General features: G+C 61.9%; 13 protein-coding genes and 1 tRNA gene. 6 read left to right on the top strand and 8 right to left on the bottom strand.

The genetic code is table 11. From position 1 onward, the window contains the following. The first annotated feature begins 28 nt into the window (after window positions 1-28). The 6 genes from SPICUR_RS02095 (at window position 29) to SPICUR_RS02120 (ending at window position 6,214) form a co-directional block, all read left to right on the top strand. A complete protein-coding gene (locus SPICUR_RS02095) occupies window positions 29-1,255 on the top strand; it encodes an ABC transporter substrate-binding protein (RefSeq protein WP_023365569.1) in 1,227 nt (408 codons plus the stop codon). An 81-nt stretch (window positions 1,256-1,336) separates the two neighbouring features. Next, on the top strand, window positions 1,337-2,203 hold the full coding sequence (locus tag SPICUR_RS02100) for an ABC transporter permease subunit (protein ID WP_023365571.1): 867 nt from the start codon (window positions 1,337-1,339) through the stop codon (window positions 2,201-2,203). Beyond that, complete coding sequence (locus SPICUR_RS02105; protein WP_041381595.1) at window positions 2,190-3,983, top strand: ABC transporter permease subunit; 1,794 nt, start codon at window positions 2,190-2,192, stop codon at window positions 3,981-3,983. The genes SPICUR_RS02100 and SPICUR_RS02105 overlap by 14 nt, the downstream gene beginning before the upstream one ends. Beyond that, window positions 3,976-4,674 carry an ABC transporter ATP-binding protein gene (locus SPICUR_RS02110; RefSeq protein ID WP_023365575.1) on the top strand — a complete coding sequence of 233 codons (699 nt, stop codon included), beginning with the start codon at window positions 3,976-3,978 and terminating at the stop codon, window positions 4,672-4,674. The genes SPICUR_RS02105 and SPICUR_RS02110 overlap by 8 nt, the downstream gene beginning before the upstream one ends. Further along, entirely contained in the window at window positions 4,671-4,874 is a 204-nt protein-coding gene (locus SPICUR_RS02115; protein WP_023365577.1) for a hypothetical protein, read from the top strand. The genes SPICUR_RS02110 and SPICUR_RS02115 overlap by 4 nt, the downstream gene beginning before the upstream one ends. Further along, a complete protein-coding gene (locus SPICUR_RS02120; RefSeq protein WP_023365579.1) occupies window positions 4,874-6,214 on the top strand; it encodes an amidase in 1,341 nt (446 codons plus the stop codon). The genes SPICUR_RS02115 and SPICUR_RS02120 overlap by 1 nt, the downstream gene beginning before the upstream one ends. 139 nt (window positions 6,215-6,353) lie before the next feature. On the opposite strand, the gene SPICUR_RS02125 is transcribed toward SPICUR_RS02120, so the two are convergent. From SPICUR_RS02125 to ybgF, 8 genes are all read right to left on the bottom strand, one after another. Continuing rightward, window positions 6,354-6,845 carry a hypothetical protein gene (locus SPICUR_RS02125; protein ID WP_023365581.1) on the bottom strand — a complete coding sequence of 164 codons (492 nt, stop codon included), beginning with the start codon at window positions 6,843-6,845 and terminating at the stop codon, window positions 6,354-6,356. Between the two features lie 84 nt (window positions 6,846-6,929). Then, on the bottom strand, window positions 6,930-7,625 hold the full coding sequence (locus tag SPICUR_RS02130) for a response regulator transcription factor (RefSeq protein ID WP_023365583.1): 696 nt from the start codon (window positions 7,623-7,625) through the stop codon (window positions 6,930-6,932). After that, the gene (locus SPICUR_RS02135) at window positions 7,625-9,493 is read right to left on the bottom strand and encodes a sensor histidine kinase (protein ID WP_023365585.1); all 1,869 of its coding nucleotides are present in this window, start codon (window positions 9,491-9,493) and stop codon (window positions 7,625-7,627) included. Before SPICUR_RS02135 ends, SPICUR_RS02130 begins: the two co-directional genes overlap by 1 nt. Before the next feature lie 235 nt (window positions 9,494-9,728). Continuing rightward, window positions 9,729-9,804, bottom strand: a tRNA-Lys gene (locus SPICUR_RS02140). Between the two features lie 69 nt (window positions 9,805-9,873). Next, on the bottom strand, window positions 9,874-10,695 hold the full coding sequence (phnE, locus tag SPICUR_RS02145; protein WP_023365587.1) for a phosphonate ABC transporter, permease protein PhnE: 822 nt from the start codon (window positions 10,693-10,695) through the stop codon (window positions 9,874-9,876). Beyond that, window positions 10,692-11,519, bottom strand: a complete 828-nt coding sequence (locus SPICUR_RS02150; RefSeq protein WP_023365589.1) for a phosphonate ABC transporter ATP-binding protein — start codon at window positions 11,517-11,519, stop codon at window positions 10,692-10,694. The genes phnE and SPICUR_RS02150 overlap by 4 nt, the downstream gene beginning before the upstream one ends. A gap of 104 nt (window positions 11,520-11,623) precedes the next feature. Beyond that, window positions 11,624-12,511, bottom strand: a complete 888-nt coding sequence (locus SPICUR_RS02155; RefSeq protein ID WP_023365593.1) for a phosphate/phosphite/phosphonate ABC transporter substrate-binding protein — start codon at window positions 12,509-12,511, stop codon at window positions 11,624-11,626. Window positions 12,512-12,605: 94 nt separating this feature from the next. After that, on the bottom strand, window positions 12,606-13,442 hold the full coding sequence (gene ybgF / locus SPICUR_RS02160) for a tol-pal system protein YbgF (protein ID WP_023365595.1): 837 nt from the start codon (window positions 13,440-13,442) through the stop codon (window positions 12,606-12,608). Window positions 13,443-13,464 lie beyond the last annotated feature (22 nt).

Here is a 13,464-nt window from a genome sequence, read left to right on the forward strand (position 1 = left end):
TATGTTACATCATTAACGGAGAACGAATATGAGCCATCTCATGCACCGCAAAGGGATTATCAAAAGTGGTATCGCCGCGCTTTCGCTGCTCGTCGGCGGCGTTGTGCAGGGCCAGGATAGTGTCACCATCGGCGCTATGCACGACCTCACCGGCGGCCTCAACATTTACGGCATCCAACAGAGTCAGGCCCTGCATCTGGCGGTCAAAAAGATCAATGCGGATGGAGGTGTCAACGGACGCACTGTTGAGGTCGTGGAGTACGACACACAGTCTGATGATTCCAAATACACCCAGTACGCCCGTACGCTGAACCTCCGCGACAACGTCAGCGCCATGTTCGGCGGCTTGGCCAGCTCTTCACGTGAGGCAGTGCGACCGGTGGCGCGGCAGAGCAAGGTTCCTTACTTCTACAGTGCGCTCTACGAGGGAGGTGTCTGCGACCGCTATACCTTTCTCACCGGGGTGACTCCCTCGCAGCAGCTCGGGGTCATGATGGACTGGGCGGCGGAAGAGTACGGGGATCGCTTTTATGTTGTGGCGCCGGACTACAACTTCGGCACCATCTCCACGCATTGGGTGGAGCAATACGCTGAGGAAATGGGTGGCGAGGTAGTGGGTACGGATTTCCTGCCGCTGTCCCAGAGCAATTTCTCCAGCACTCTGCAGAAGATCCAGAACACCGAGCCAGACGTCGTCGTGGCCCTACCCGTAGGAGCCAGCCAGACGTCTCTGTATGAGCAGTTCGCCGCAACGGGGATGAAGGCGGACACCGGCATTATCTCCACCAATTATGGCTCGGGGAACCAGCAGGTTGTGGTCTCGCCGGAGGCCGGCGATGGCATCCATGCTTCGCAGAATTACTTCATGGTGGTCGATACGGCGAAGAACGAGGCATTCACCGAGCTTTGGCGTGAGGAGTACGACGGCATCGATGAGCCCATCATCTCCGAAGCCAACGACACCTGGAACGCGGTGATGTTGTGGGCGGCAGCGGCCGAGGAAGCCGGTTCCGTCGAGCCCGAGGCCGTGATCGATGCTCTCGAGCAGGGTATCGGCATCGATAGCCCCGAGGGACGGGTGGAGATGCTGCCATCCCACCACCTCATGCATCAGGTCTATCTGGTGCGTGGCGACGACAACCACAGCTTTGAGGTCATTCAGCACTTCGAGGACGTGCTGCCAAGCTACGAGCAGGACGTCTGCAACCTCGTTGAGAATCCCCAGGTCTCCAAGCAGTTTACGCCACAGCAATAAGTGGTCAGACCTATAGCCGCGGCGGTGATACCGCCGTCGCGGCTATCCATTTCCGAGGTTTTCGCAAGCACAGGGGGGCGCATGGGAATCGATCAGCTGGCTTCTACAGCTCTGACGGCATTATTCAGCGTCAGCTTTCTGCTGATTGCGAGCGTGGGGCTCGCGGTCATATTCGGGATGATGGGCGTCATCAACCTCGCCCACGGCGAATTCCTGATGATGGGTGCTTACGCCACTTTAGTCGCCACAAAGGCCGGGGTGCCGTTCCCACTCGCCGTACTCCTCGCCACACTCGGCCTTGCCGTCTTCGGTGCCATTGTCGAAAAATCTATCATTCAGTTCCTGTACGGACGATTGTTCGACACCCTCTTGGCGACCTGGGGGCTTGGCATGATCCTCTACCAGCTCGCCATTTTGATGTTCGGTGCTTCTACCTCCGGGATCGGGTTGCCCATGGGTTCTTTCCATGTCGGGGGCTATTCCATGCCGGTGTATTACCTGTTCCTCACAGCTGTTACCGGGATAACCTTTATTGCGGTATACCTCATTTTTGTGAAGACGCGTTACGGCATAATGGCTCGGGCAGCGATCCAGAATCCGTCCATGGCCGCGTCTGTCGGCATCGAAACCAAGCGCATCAATACCATCACCTTCAGCCTCGGGGCCGGCCTCGCCGGGCTTGCCGGCGGGCTGTTGGTGCCGGCTTTTCCGGCAACGCCCGACATGGGCCTTGCTTTCGTGTCCAAGGCTTTCCTGGCGGTCGTTATGGCTGGTCCTCTGACATTGACCGGTACCTTCGCCTCCATGGGCGGGCTTGGTGGGCTATCCAGTCTAACGAGCAGTATCTTCACCTCAGTGGCCGGTGATGTGGCTTTCTTCGTCGTCACCATCGTTATCCTGCGCTTCTTCCCGAACGGCATTTCCAGGGGGTGGCGTGGAAAGCTCTAAGCGACTCAAACGAATCAGCTGGTGGTCGTTACCCATCGCTGTCGCCGCCATGGCCGCCGTACTCGGTTGGAATGCAGACCAGTACGTTGCCCATATCGCCACTTCCTGGCTCGCTTTCGGTCTGGTGGCCCTGGGCCTCGATCTGGTTTGGGGCAAGGGCGGTGATTTAAGTCTCGGTCATACCGTTTTCTTTGGTTTGGGCGCCTATGCCTATGGCATCGCGGGGACCAACCTGGCGCCGCTCATCGGCAGCACAGTTGTCATTGGCATCGTCGCCGGCGCGCTTATCGGCGCGCTGGCCGCGGCCGTGGTCGCCTTTTTCCTGTTCTATGGCCGGCTTGGCCCGCTTCAGACGACAATTATTACGTATGCTCTCGTGCTGGTCATGTATACAGCGGCTGTCGGTCTAACCTTCAACGTAGGTGACGCCTATGTGGGCGGGGCCAACGGCATGACGACGGTGCCCATGTTGACCCTCGGATTCGGTGACGGGGCTGCGCCGCTGTCACCCCACGGTATTTTTCTGGTGACCCTGGCGTTGGCGCTGGTGATTTTCATCGGTGTTCTGGCGCTGTTGCGCAACCCATTTGGATTGGTGATCAGCGGCATACGCCAGAATCTGCTCAAAACCGAGCTACTGGGTTATGACGTTCGGCTCTACCGCCTGTTGCTGTTCGCTCTCTCCGGAGCGATCGCTGGCATCGGTGGCGCGATCTATGGCGCCTGGGCCATGTATGTCAGCCCCAATATATTCAGTGTCACTCAAGCACTGCTCATTCCTATATACGTACTCGTGGGTGGTCGCGGTAGCTTGTGGGGCGCATTTCTCGGGGCAGTTTTTGTCGGTGGGCTCTCGTTCTGGCTCGGTGGCGGCGTGGTCGGTGGTCAGACCACGCTCGTGCTTGGTGGCGGGCTTATCCTGCTCATCCTGCTTGCGCCTCGGGGGATCCTTGGTATCGTCAGGCGCCGCCGTGTTGCCGGCGGCGAGCAGCACAGCACGACGACCGAGCGCGGAGATCTCTCTGGCGTAGACGAGCTCTTCGGTCGGGAGGTCACGGGTCGTGTGCTCCTTGAGACCGTGGACCTGCAGAAGCGCTTCGGCGGCGTTACCGCCACTGATAACGTTTCCCTTCAGTTCCAGGACTGTGGCATCCACTGCCTTATCGGCCCCAACGGCGCTGGTAAGAGCACTTTCCTTACTACCTGCTTGGGTCTGCTGAAACCCAACAATGGCCGGGTGCTGTTCGAGGGCCAGGAAATCACTGCTTGGGCGCCGTATCGCCGAGTACGCGAAGGGCTTGGCATCAAGTTACAGGTGGCGCGCATCCTCGAGGAATGCACTGTCCGGGAAAACCTCTGGCTCGCCGCCTACAGCAAGCTCAGGGATAAGGCGGCTGCCGAGCGGCGGGTAGGGCTCGTGCTCCAGACCATCGGGCTCGCCGCCCGGGCGGATGAACTGGGTGGCGCACTATCCCACGGTGAGCAGCAGTGGCTCGATATCGGCGTCGTGCTCAGTCTCGAGCCCAAACTCATCTTTCTGGACGAGCCAGCTGCGGGCATGACCGGTGAGGAGCGCCGGCACACCGTAGCCATGCTAAAGCGCATCTCGCAGTTCGCCGGTGTGGTGGTTGTCGAGCACGACATGGATTTCATACGCGAGTTGGACTCGCCTGTAACAGTGCTTCACCAAGGTGGTGTCTTCGCCAGCGGTACCATTGACGAATTGCGAGAGGACGAGCGCGTGCTCGACATCTACCTTGGGAGGCCCACTGATGCTTGAGGTACGCGACATCACCGCTGCCTATACATCCGCCATCATCATCGAGAAAGTCAGCCTCGACCTGGGCGCGGGGGAGATAAAAGCGGTGCTTGGGCGCAACGGTGTGGGCAAGAGTACGCTGATGAAATGCATCGCTGGCGTACTGCCGGCGCGAAATGGGACAGTCTCCCTACGGGGTGAGGACCTACCGGTCTCGGCGGCCCACCGGGCTCGACTTGGCGTTGCCTACGTCCCGCAAGGCAGAGAAATCTTCCCCCGACTGACGACCATCGAGAACATCGAGGTGGCCGCCCACGCCTGTGGTCATGATGCCCATGATGCTGTGGAGAGTGCATTCGAGCAGTTTCCCGCGCTACGCGAACGGGCTCATGTGATGGGCGGGAACCTGAGCGGTGGTCAGCAGCAGATCCTCGCCATTGCCCGGGCGCTAGCGCTCAGGCCGAGTGTCATGATCCTTGATGAACCGACCGAGGGCATCCAACCCTCGATCATCATGGAGATACAAGGCATTCTCCGGGACCTCAATCGCAGTGAAGGCGTGACCATACTGCTCGCTGAACAGAATCTGGATTTCGTCAGCGGCCTCGCTCAAGAGTGTTACCTCATGAACAAAGGTCGAATGGAGCAGCAGATGCCTATGGCGGATATCCAGAGCAATCCCCAGCTGGTTCAGGAGATGTTGGGTGTATGAAGGACGCAGAGATGGAAGAAAAGAGCCGGGCGCTTTCTGAGGCGCTGCGCAGCCGTGGCATCGACGCTGGGGAGATTGAGACCATTTGCGGGTTCGTTGCTTATATCGATGGGGTCAACATGATCCCCGACGAACTGCTTGATGGCGACCTACCTTTGGCCTATGAGCCTCAACCTGGCGCAGCCGCGGTGCGGGAGTGATGCGCGCCACCCCCGACGAAACCATCACAAGTCTCTCCCGCGCCCTGCGCGAGGGTCAATTGGATGCCGTGGATCTCACCAAGCTCTGCCTTGAGCGCATCGACGCGGATGATACCCGGATCAACGCCTTTGCGGTCGTTTTCGAAGCGGAGGCTCTCGCCTCCGCCAAACGAGCCGATGAGAAACGCGCATCCGGTCTCGACCTCGGGCCGCTGCATGGCGTTCCCGTTGCACTCAAGCACAACTTCGACTGTGCCGGTCATGCCACCACCGGGTGCTGTGAAGCTCTGCGTGACAATATCGCCGCGTCGGATGCCGAGGTCGTTACCCGACTGCGTGAGGCCGGCGCCATCATTATTGGCAAGACCAACATGCACGAGCTTGCCTACGGCGGTACCGGGCAGGTTTCCAGCGCTGGACCGATCCGTAATCCACGGGACTCCGGCCGCCTGGCAGGCGGTTCGAGCAGCGGATCCGCCGCTGCGGTAGCTGCGGGCATGGTGCCAGCCGCGCTCGGCTCAGATACTGGCGGCTCCGTGCGTATCCCGTCTGCCACCTGCGGTGTGGTTGGGTTCAAGCCCAGCTTTGATCATATCTCCGTCCGCGGCGTGATGCCCCTATCCTGGACCTTGGATCACGTCGGACCCATTGCCAGAACCGTTGAGGATGCCGCTACCCTCTCCGCTGTTCTAACCAGATCGGGTGACACCGCAGCCTTGACGCCATCGCCATCGGAGCTTCGGATCGGTGTCGCTCGCTTCCCGGACTTAGCCCTTGATCCCGATGTAGGCAAGCGCTTTGGTCAGGCTCTGGCTGCGTTCAAGGGGGCTGGCCATGTCGTCGATCATTTCGATTTGACCTATACCCGCGAGGGTCATCAGAGCTGGCTCGCCATCATGTACCCTGAGGCGAGCGCTCGTTACGAGCGCCTGCTCGACGAGCGCTATAGTGATTTCGACATTACCGTCCGCACCCAGCTTGAGGCAGGCCGACACGTTAACGCGACGACATACCTGCAGGCGCAGCGTTTCCGCGCCTTTTATGGTCGTCACATCGCCGAGCTTGCTGCCAGTTACGATCTCATCTGTATGCCTACGCTGCCCATTGTCGCCCCAAAAGTGGGGCAGAGCAGAGTAGAGTTGCCAAGTGGGACTGTATCCACCCAAGACGCGATGACTTTCTCTAATCTGACGGCCAACATGCTCGGCTGGCCGGCCATCACGGTGCCCATGGCGACTCGGGAGGGCGAGCTTCCGGCCGGCCTGACACTTCTCCGGCCCGTAGGCCAGGACGAAAAACTCTTGGCTGAAGCCAGCGCCCTGGCGCGCCTCATTAACTGACTGATATGGGGTGGGTCGTGCAGGTTTCGAGCGTGACCTTGCCCATTAACAATGGACATTCGACTACATCGCTATCCGGATCTCCAAAGAAAGGCGTTGGAGCGCGAGCACAAGGAGCTGTGTTGGTTACACGCGCACCTCAATCGCGCAGAGTGTCTTCCCAGACTGCCAGCAAACCAGTGAGCGTCGTCCAGCGGCGCTTGAGCTGAGCGCGAACGAGTCCGGGTCGGGCGGTGATCCGGCACAGTCGACGGGCGACCGTGAGTTGTTGGTAGACGGCCTCCATCAATGCCACTTCCGAGGTCAGCGCGGAGGCAGGTAAGCCCTGGGCCGCGGCCATTGCGTCCTCATCGACCTTAACAGCGAGGGCACGCGCATCGAGAACGCTGGCACTGTGCTGGGGCTGGTGGAACAGCGCCTCGAGCCAGGGCAGTTGAAGGGCGTCGACGCGATCCATTGGTGATAACCCCGCCGCGGCCAGATCGGCGTCCACCTGGCGGGCACTGCTTGCCTCGCGACGGAGACGCTCCCGCGGACCCGTGGCATCGGGCTCAAGCGTATCGAGGCTGCGGATGGGTCCGTCTGGCTGCCATCGCGGGTGCCCCGTAATGTTGTCCTCTCGCCTTGCCATTGCAAACCGCTCGATTACAGGTTCAAGGCGGCAATAAAGCACAGCGGTCGGCGCCAGCCTCTCAATGCCTCTCACGCGGATCGGTCAGTCAATCAATCGCAGCGGTAGGCCGAGCTGATATCCCAGTCCGCGGACGGAGCGGATCAGGGTGGCGTCGGCGGGCAACTGCCCTGTGGCCTTGCCGCGAATGCGACTGATCGTGTTCTCGAGCGACCGCTGAGTCGGCGTGCGGTCGGGGAACTTCTCCGCGAGCAGGTCCATCAGCGATCCGCTGTCCAGCGTCATGTCCGGTGCCAGCGCCAGCGATCGCAGGATGAGGGTCTCTGCGCCGGTCAGGATGACGCCCTCGCCACCACCGGCGCTCAGGCACTGGCGGGCGCAGTCCAGACACAGATCATCGGCGCGCTGGTCCGAGAGCACCCGGCGGCTGAGGCTGGCCGCGGCGGCGGTCAGTTCCTGTGGGTCGGCGGGCTTGGTGAGGTAGAGATCGGCACCGACATCATAGCCTTTGACGCGGTCCCCGATGCGCGCCCGGGCAGTGAGCATGATCAGCCCGATGGCCGGTTGGGTCTCGCGTAGCTTGCGGGCGATCTCATAGCCACTGACGCCCGGTAGATTGAGATCAAGAATCACCAGGCGCACCGCGTGCAGGCGCAGCACATCCAGCAGCCCCTCGTAATTGAGGGCTTCGTGCACACCATAGCCCTCGTCCTCAAACAGACTGACCAGCTCCTCGCGCAGCAGCGCATCATCCTCAACCACCGCGATTTCGTGACGCATCAATGCCCCTCGTGACGCAACTCGAAGTGGATGCAGGACGCTTCAAGGCGCGGTGTCAGACGACCGCCCAGCAGCCCGGCCACCTGCTGGCTGAGCGCGAGCCCAAGGCCTGATCCCCCTTCGCGACGGACGTGATCGTGGCGGTAGTAGCGCTCAAAGAGCCGGTCGGGATCAGGCATCATCGCGGGCTCGACCGCATTGCTGATCCGAATACCCCAACCTTCTCCGGGCGTCGGTACCGAGGGCGCGAGACGTGTCACGGTGATCGGCGTACCGGCGGGGGCATATTTGAGTGCGTTGTCGAGCAGGTTGCTGAGCAGGATCTCCAGCAGCACTGGATCGGTGTCGGTTTCGGGCAAGTCATCCCCCTCGCGGCGGACCCGTGCCGTCAGTCCATATCGGTGGATGAGGTCATCGAGCAGGCGATTGATATCCACCCGCCGTGACTGTGCCGCGATACCCGGTGTCTCGAGTCGACTGTGCTGATCACAGCGCTCGATGACCGCGTCGATGGCGCCGATGCTCTCGCCGATCCGATCGAGTCGTTGCTGCGCGCTTGCCCCGGCGTCCACCAACGGCCGCTGGAGGCCGCGGGTGGCGAGTTTGAGCGTCGCGAGCGGGTTGCGGATCTCGTGGGTCAGCATGTCCATCAGGGTGCGCATCTCCTCGCGGGCATGGGTCTCGGCGGCAAGTTGCGCTTCGCGGCGGGCCAGCGCCTGTTCCGTGGCGGCAAGCTGGTGATCGCTCGCGCGGTTGCGTAATAGCACGATGCCGATGGCAAGCAGCGGTACGGCGAGATCCAGAAACCGTGAGATCATGACCGGCAGATCCGACTGGCCGCTGGCCAGCATCAAAAGCCCAATGGCGGCGATCTGCAGGACATCATAAACAATCAGCGAGCCCACCAGCGCGCCTTTGAGCGAGGGCATCAGGGTCTGCGCGCGCAGACCGGCAATGGTGTGAATCACCGGGATCGCAAGTACCAGGAGCAGACTGATCACCCGGGCGGGCTCCAGCCAGTCGATGAGGTACAGGCCGCCCGCCAGCGCCGCGGCGGCATAGCTCAGGTTACAGCTCCAGCGATAGCCGGGAGCAGCATAGTGCGGGCTGATCAGCGCCTGATAGAGCCATCCCCATGCGGCCGTCCGGAGCATGATCAAAATCATGAACGCCTGCATCGCCGCCTTGCCGGGCAGCTCGGGCAGCAGAGTCGGGAGGGTCCCGCTGCCGAGGGCGACCTGCACGAGTATCACGCTATTGAGCAGCAGAAGCCGGCGGCTGACGGGCCCCGGTCGCAGCACGACCGGGACGAGCGCGAGCCCGGCGAGGATCGCGAGCATGCCCAGGTGCAGGCCGATGGAAAAGGCCATCGGATCCATACCGGCACCGGCGCCGCCGATCGCCTCGGCACGCACCGTGAGATGCGCGACCCCTGGCGCTGCGATGCGCACCAGAAAGTCATTGCGACCGGGATCGAGCGCAACCGCAAAGGCATGCCCGCCGATGCGGGCACTGGCCCTGGCCCCGCCGGCATACGCTCCGCCCGTTCCGATCGGCTGGATGCCATCTCTGGTGCTGAACACCTCCACAGTGGCCAGATAGTAAGGACCAATGATCAGACGGCCGGGCTGGGTGATGGAGCGGGGGTTGTCGATCTGCACGCGCATCCACTGGGGCTGGTTGCCAAGCTGGCCGCTCTGCGCCGCCGGGCGTTCGGTCAGCGTGCAGCGGCGCAGGGCTTCGGGCGTATCCGCTCGTCCCTCCGGCGGGCAGTAGTAGAGCTGGTGTGCAAGTGCTGACTCCGCTGTGTAGGCCGATGCCAGCGAGGGGGTCAGTAGCACCAGCGCGACCAGGACGGCATAGGCCATCGGGCGGAGTCCCGGGGGTGGATGAGCGCGCATATCCCCGGTTTTACCCCAAAACCCCGGGTATTAGAACCGTCACGATCGGCACACGGAATTGGCCGCGGCGTGTGCGGCCGTCGGGGGTGGCGGCATTCGGGGATGCGGTGCGGATCATCGGTCCGTCTCTCGAAATTACGGGACCGAAAGGAATATCAGAGCATGCAGCGCGAACCTCTCACTGGCTCTCAGCCTTGAGAAGTGGTGGGTCGTGCAGGATTCGAACCTGCGACCAGCGGATTAAAAGTCCGATGCTCTACCACCTGAGCTAACGACCCAACAGCCCGATATGATACGGCGCGCCCGGCTTTGCGGCAATATTGAATCGTGCCGCGTGGGCGGATGGGTCAGCCCATCGCGCCCGCGCCGCCGATGATGCGTCGCCGAATGGCCGATGACAGCTGCTCGAAACCAATCACAACCACAAGGATCGAGAGGATGACGGCAGCGGCCTCGTCGTAGCGGAAAAGCCGCATGGCGGTGGAGAGTTCAACGCCAATACCGCCGGCACCGACAAGCCCGAGCGTGACGGCCGAACGAATCGCCTTCTCCACGCTGAACAGCGAGACCGCCGTCATCGATGCAAAACTCTCCGGGATGACCGCACCGAAAATCACCGAAATACGGCCCGCGCCGGTGGATGTCAGTGCCTGTGAAGGACCATCGCTCACTTCCTCGAATCGCTCCGAGTAAAAGCGCGCGGCGAGTCCGATGGTATCCATGATGATCGCGAGTATCCCTGCGAGCGGGCCGAGTCCGACGGTTACCACGAAGATCAGTGCCCAGATCAGATCGGGGATGGTTCGGGCAATAGCGATGACGAGTCGCGCAACGGCATGGACGACGCGATTGGGGGTGGTATTGCGCGCGGCCAGTAGTCCGAGCGGGACTGAGAAGAGGCATCCGAAAGTCACGCCGACGATGGCGATATTCAATGTCTCGAGCATGGCTGAGGCGATGCCGCCAGCGCCGCTGTAGTCGGGCGGCATCGCCTGACCGAGGAAGCGGACGAGATTGCCAGCCCCGGCGATGAGCCTGCCGATCGTCATATCGGCCGCGATGATCCCCTGGATGAAGAACGCGAAAAAGCCCAGTCCAATGGCCCAGGCGATGGGGGAGGGGCGCCGGAAGCGCGGCGGCATGGCGTTGCGGGTGGTCGTGGTGTTCATGAGGTCATGGTCTCCGGCATATCACGGGTGCCGACTGGCTGGCGTGCGGGCTCGACCGGGGTGTCGTCTGCCCGGTTGTAGAGCTCGCCGAGGCGGGCCTCACTCACGTCCGTGGTCGCCTCGTCCAGCGCCACGACACCATCCTTGAGACCGATGATGCGATCGGCGTAGTCCGTGGCCAGTTCCAGCTGATGCAGCGTGCAGAGCATGGCGAGATTGCGCTCGCGAACGATTTCCCAGAGGAGCTCGAGGACCTCACGTCCACCGCGGGGGTCGAGACTGGCAATGGGCTCGTCGGCGATGACGACCTCGGGCGATTGCATGAGCATTCGGGCAATGGCGACGCGCTGCTGCTGGCCGCCGGAGAGCTCGGCGGGTCGATGACCTGCGCGATCAGCGAGGCCGACCCGCTCGAGACAGGCCATGGCTTGCTCGCGATCGGTGGCCGATGCAAATCCGCCCACACAGTTGATCAGGCCGAACCGGCGCTGGCCGAGGACACCCATCAGGACGTTCTGAAAGGTTGTCAGTTGAGCGACCAGGTTGAATTGCTGGAAAACGTAGCCCATGCGTCGGCGAATGCCACGGAGGTGAGCCCCGCGGGCGGTGGTGACCGCCTCGCCTCCGATCCGGATCTGGCCGGATTGCGCGCGGGAGAGGCCATTGAGAGTGCGCATCAGCGTCGATTTGCCGGAGCCATTCGCCCCCAGTAGCACAACGCCTTGTGCGGCCTGGATGTCGAAGGTAACGCCGCGCAACACCTCGAGACTGCCGTAGCGGACATGAACAGAGTCAACGCTCACGGGATGGCTGGTATCGCTCATGGAGTGCTTCCTGCTTGAAAACAAGAAACCGCCCCGACGCGGTCGGGGCGGCCTTCAGGGCTCAGCCGGCTGGCCTGTGGGCGCAACCGGCAAAGACGGACTGCTTACTCGCCGAGCGGAATGCCGGCGGCGTCGTAAGCCTGACGGACCTGGTCGTAGATCGCCGGATCCGTCTCGAACGAGAGGTAGGCGTCACGCTCGATGAACTTATCCGCGTTGCGCTCGGTGGAGGTCAGCGACTCCCAGACCTGATCGCTATTCTCAGAGAGCGTCGTGCGCAGGGCATCGCGGCAGTCCTGGGCCAGTGAAGCGCGCATGATGACCGGATCACCGGGCAGCGTGTCGGTCTGAGCGAGCAGCCGGTACTCGGTATCCGGATCCTGTTCGCGGACCGCATCCCAGTCCTTGTTACCGCCACCCATGGCATCGACGTCACCATTGATGAGGGTCTGCACGCGGGCGTCTCCAGCCATCACGATGTCGAGCTGGTCGAGATTCAGACCGGCTTCGGCGAGAAGCTTGGACGGGAAGATGTGCCCGGAAGTGGAGCCCACATCCTTCAGCGCGATCCGCTTATCGGCGAGATCCGAGAGCTCCTGAATGTCGCTATCCGCCTTGACGACGAAGCTCGAGCCATAGTTTGGCCGGACAATCGAGAAAAGGACATCGAGGTCAGCCAGCTCTTCGAACAGTACGTACTCCGAGGGGCCCGCAAAGACCATGTCGACTTCGTCGTACTGTAGGGCCGTACCGGCAGCGGTCCGGTTGGCGATCGAGTAGAGCTCGAGCTCAACGCCCGTCATCTCTTCGAAGTCGTTGGCGAACGGGGCGAATGCCTCCTCAAGCGTTCCCATTCCCTCGATGCCCGTATCGGCCATCGACAGGGACGATGGGCAGACATCGGCCGGATGATTGTCGGCGAGGGCGGTCCCCATCAGGCCACCGCTGAGTGCAAGGGCGGCTGCGCCGCCGCTGAGGATCGTCTTGAACATGTTGTTGCTCCGCTTCCTGACGAATTAAACCGTCATTCTGCGGAGCGCTTATGACAGGATTATTAATCCTCTATGACGTCGCGATGAACCGGTTCTAGAGCTCGTCGAGCCGTGTCCTGGCAAGCTTGGCGGCCGTGCTGTCAGGAAATGCCTCGATAACCTGCTGCAGGGTGTCGCGTCCTTCCTCGTTCCGATCCTGTTCCAGGTGGACATAGCCGATCTTGAGCAGCGCATCGGGGTGTTTGCGACTGTCGGCGTGGTTATCAACCACTTGCTGGAAGGCCGTCATGGCCGCGTCAAAATCGCGAACGACGTAGTGTGATTCACCGAGCCAATAGCGGGCGTTGGCGGCAAGATCCGCATCGGCATGATCGTCAAGGAACTGCTGGAAGGCCTCTACAGCGGCATCGTATCGTCCCGCCTGTAGCTCGCTGAAGGCCGCCTCATAGGCGTCGCGGGCCGCCGTTTGATCAGCTGACGAGCTGTCATCCACCGCTTCACTGCTGCTGTCGGACGGCTCTGCCTGATCGGCTGCAGCACTGTCAGAAGCGTTTTCAGCAGCATTTTCGGCAGCTTCATCAGCATTGTCGCCACTGTCAGCGGTTTCCAGTGCCTGCAACCGCCCATCCAGATCCAGATAGAGTTGACGCTGCTGATCGCGAATGTCGTCTATCTGGCGCTGGAGGCGCTCGATTTCACCCCGCAGGGTCGTGATCTCGCGCTGCAGGGTCTCGGTCTGGTTCATCATCCGCATCATGGCGGGCCCCGAGACACGCTCTTCCAGCCGGTCGACCCGACGCTCAAGCGTCTGGGCCATCCCGGTCTGCGGACTGACGGCGAGCACCGAGCCGAGCCCGATCATAACGGCCAGTCCCAGCGCACCGGCGCGCGAGCGGCCGGCAGCGTGTTGATTGGATAGTGCAAACGCCATGGGTAGTGCTCTCCGCTTCACT

Origin of the sequence: Spiribacter curvatus, assembly GCF_000485905.1 — a bacterium.
Taxonomy (GTDB): Bacteria; Pseudomonadota; Gammaproteobacteria; order Nitrococcales; family Nitrococcaceae; genus Spiribacter; species Spiribacter curvatus.

What these genes read in the sequence shown, in the direction of transcription:
- SPICUR_RS02100 (WP_023365571.1), top strand. Translation starts at nt 1,337, where the DNA reads ATGGGAATCGATCAGCTGGCTTCTACAGCTCTGACGGCATTATTCAGC.
- SPICUR_RS02125 (WP_023365581.1), bottom strand. Translation starts at nt 6,845, where the DNA reads ATGGCAAGGCGAGAGGACAACATTACGGGGCACCCGCGATGGCAGCCA.
- SPICUR_RS02110 (WP_023365575.1), top strand. Translation starts at nt 3,976, where the DNA reads ATGCTTGAGGTACGCGACATCACCGCTGCCTATACATCCGCCATCATC.
- phnE (WP_023365587.1), bottom strand. Translation starts at nt 10,695, where the DNA reads ATGAACACCACGACCACCCGCAACGCCATGCCGCCGCGCTTCCGGCGC.
- SPICUR_RS02095 (WP_023365569.1), top strand. Translation starts at nt 29, where the DNA reads ATGAGCCATCTCATGCACCGCAAAGGGATTATCAAAAGTGGTATCGCC.
- SPICUR_RS02115 (WP_023365577.1), top strand. Translation starts at nt 4,671, where the DNA reads ATGAAGGACGCAGAGATGGAAGAAAAGAGCCGGGCGCTTTCTGAGGCG.
- SPICUR_RS02120 (WP_023365579.1), top strand. Translation starts at nt 4,874, where the DNA reads ATGCGCGCCACCCCCGACGAAACCATCACAAGTCTCTCCCGCGCCCTG.
- ybgF (WP_023365595.1), bottom strand. Translation starts at nt 13,442, where the DNA reads ATGGCGTTTGCACTATCCAATCAACACGCTGCCGGCCGCTCGCGCGCC.
- SPICUR_RS02135 (WP_023365585.1), bottom strand. Translation starts at nt 9,493, where the DNA reads ATGGCCTATGCCGTCCTGGTCGCGCTGGTGCTACTGACCCCCTCGCTG.
- SPICUR_RS02150 (WP_023365589.1), bottom strand. Translation starts at nt 11,519, where the DNA reads ATGAGCGATACCAGCCATCCCGTGAGCGTTGACTCTGTTCATGTCCGC.
- SPICUR_RS02130 (WP_023365583.1), bottom strand. Translation starts at nt 7,625, where the DNA reads ATGCGTCACGAAATCGCGGTGGTTGAGGATGATGCGCTGCTGCGCGAG.
- SPICUR_RS02155 (WP_023365593.1), bottom strand. Translation starts at nt 12,511, where the DNA reads ATGTTCAAGACGATCCTCAGCGGCGGCGCAGCCGCCCTTGCACTCAGC.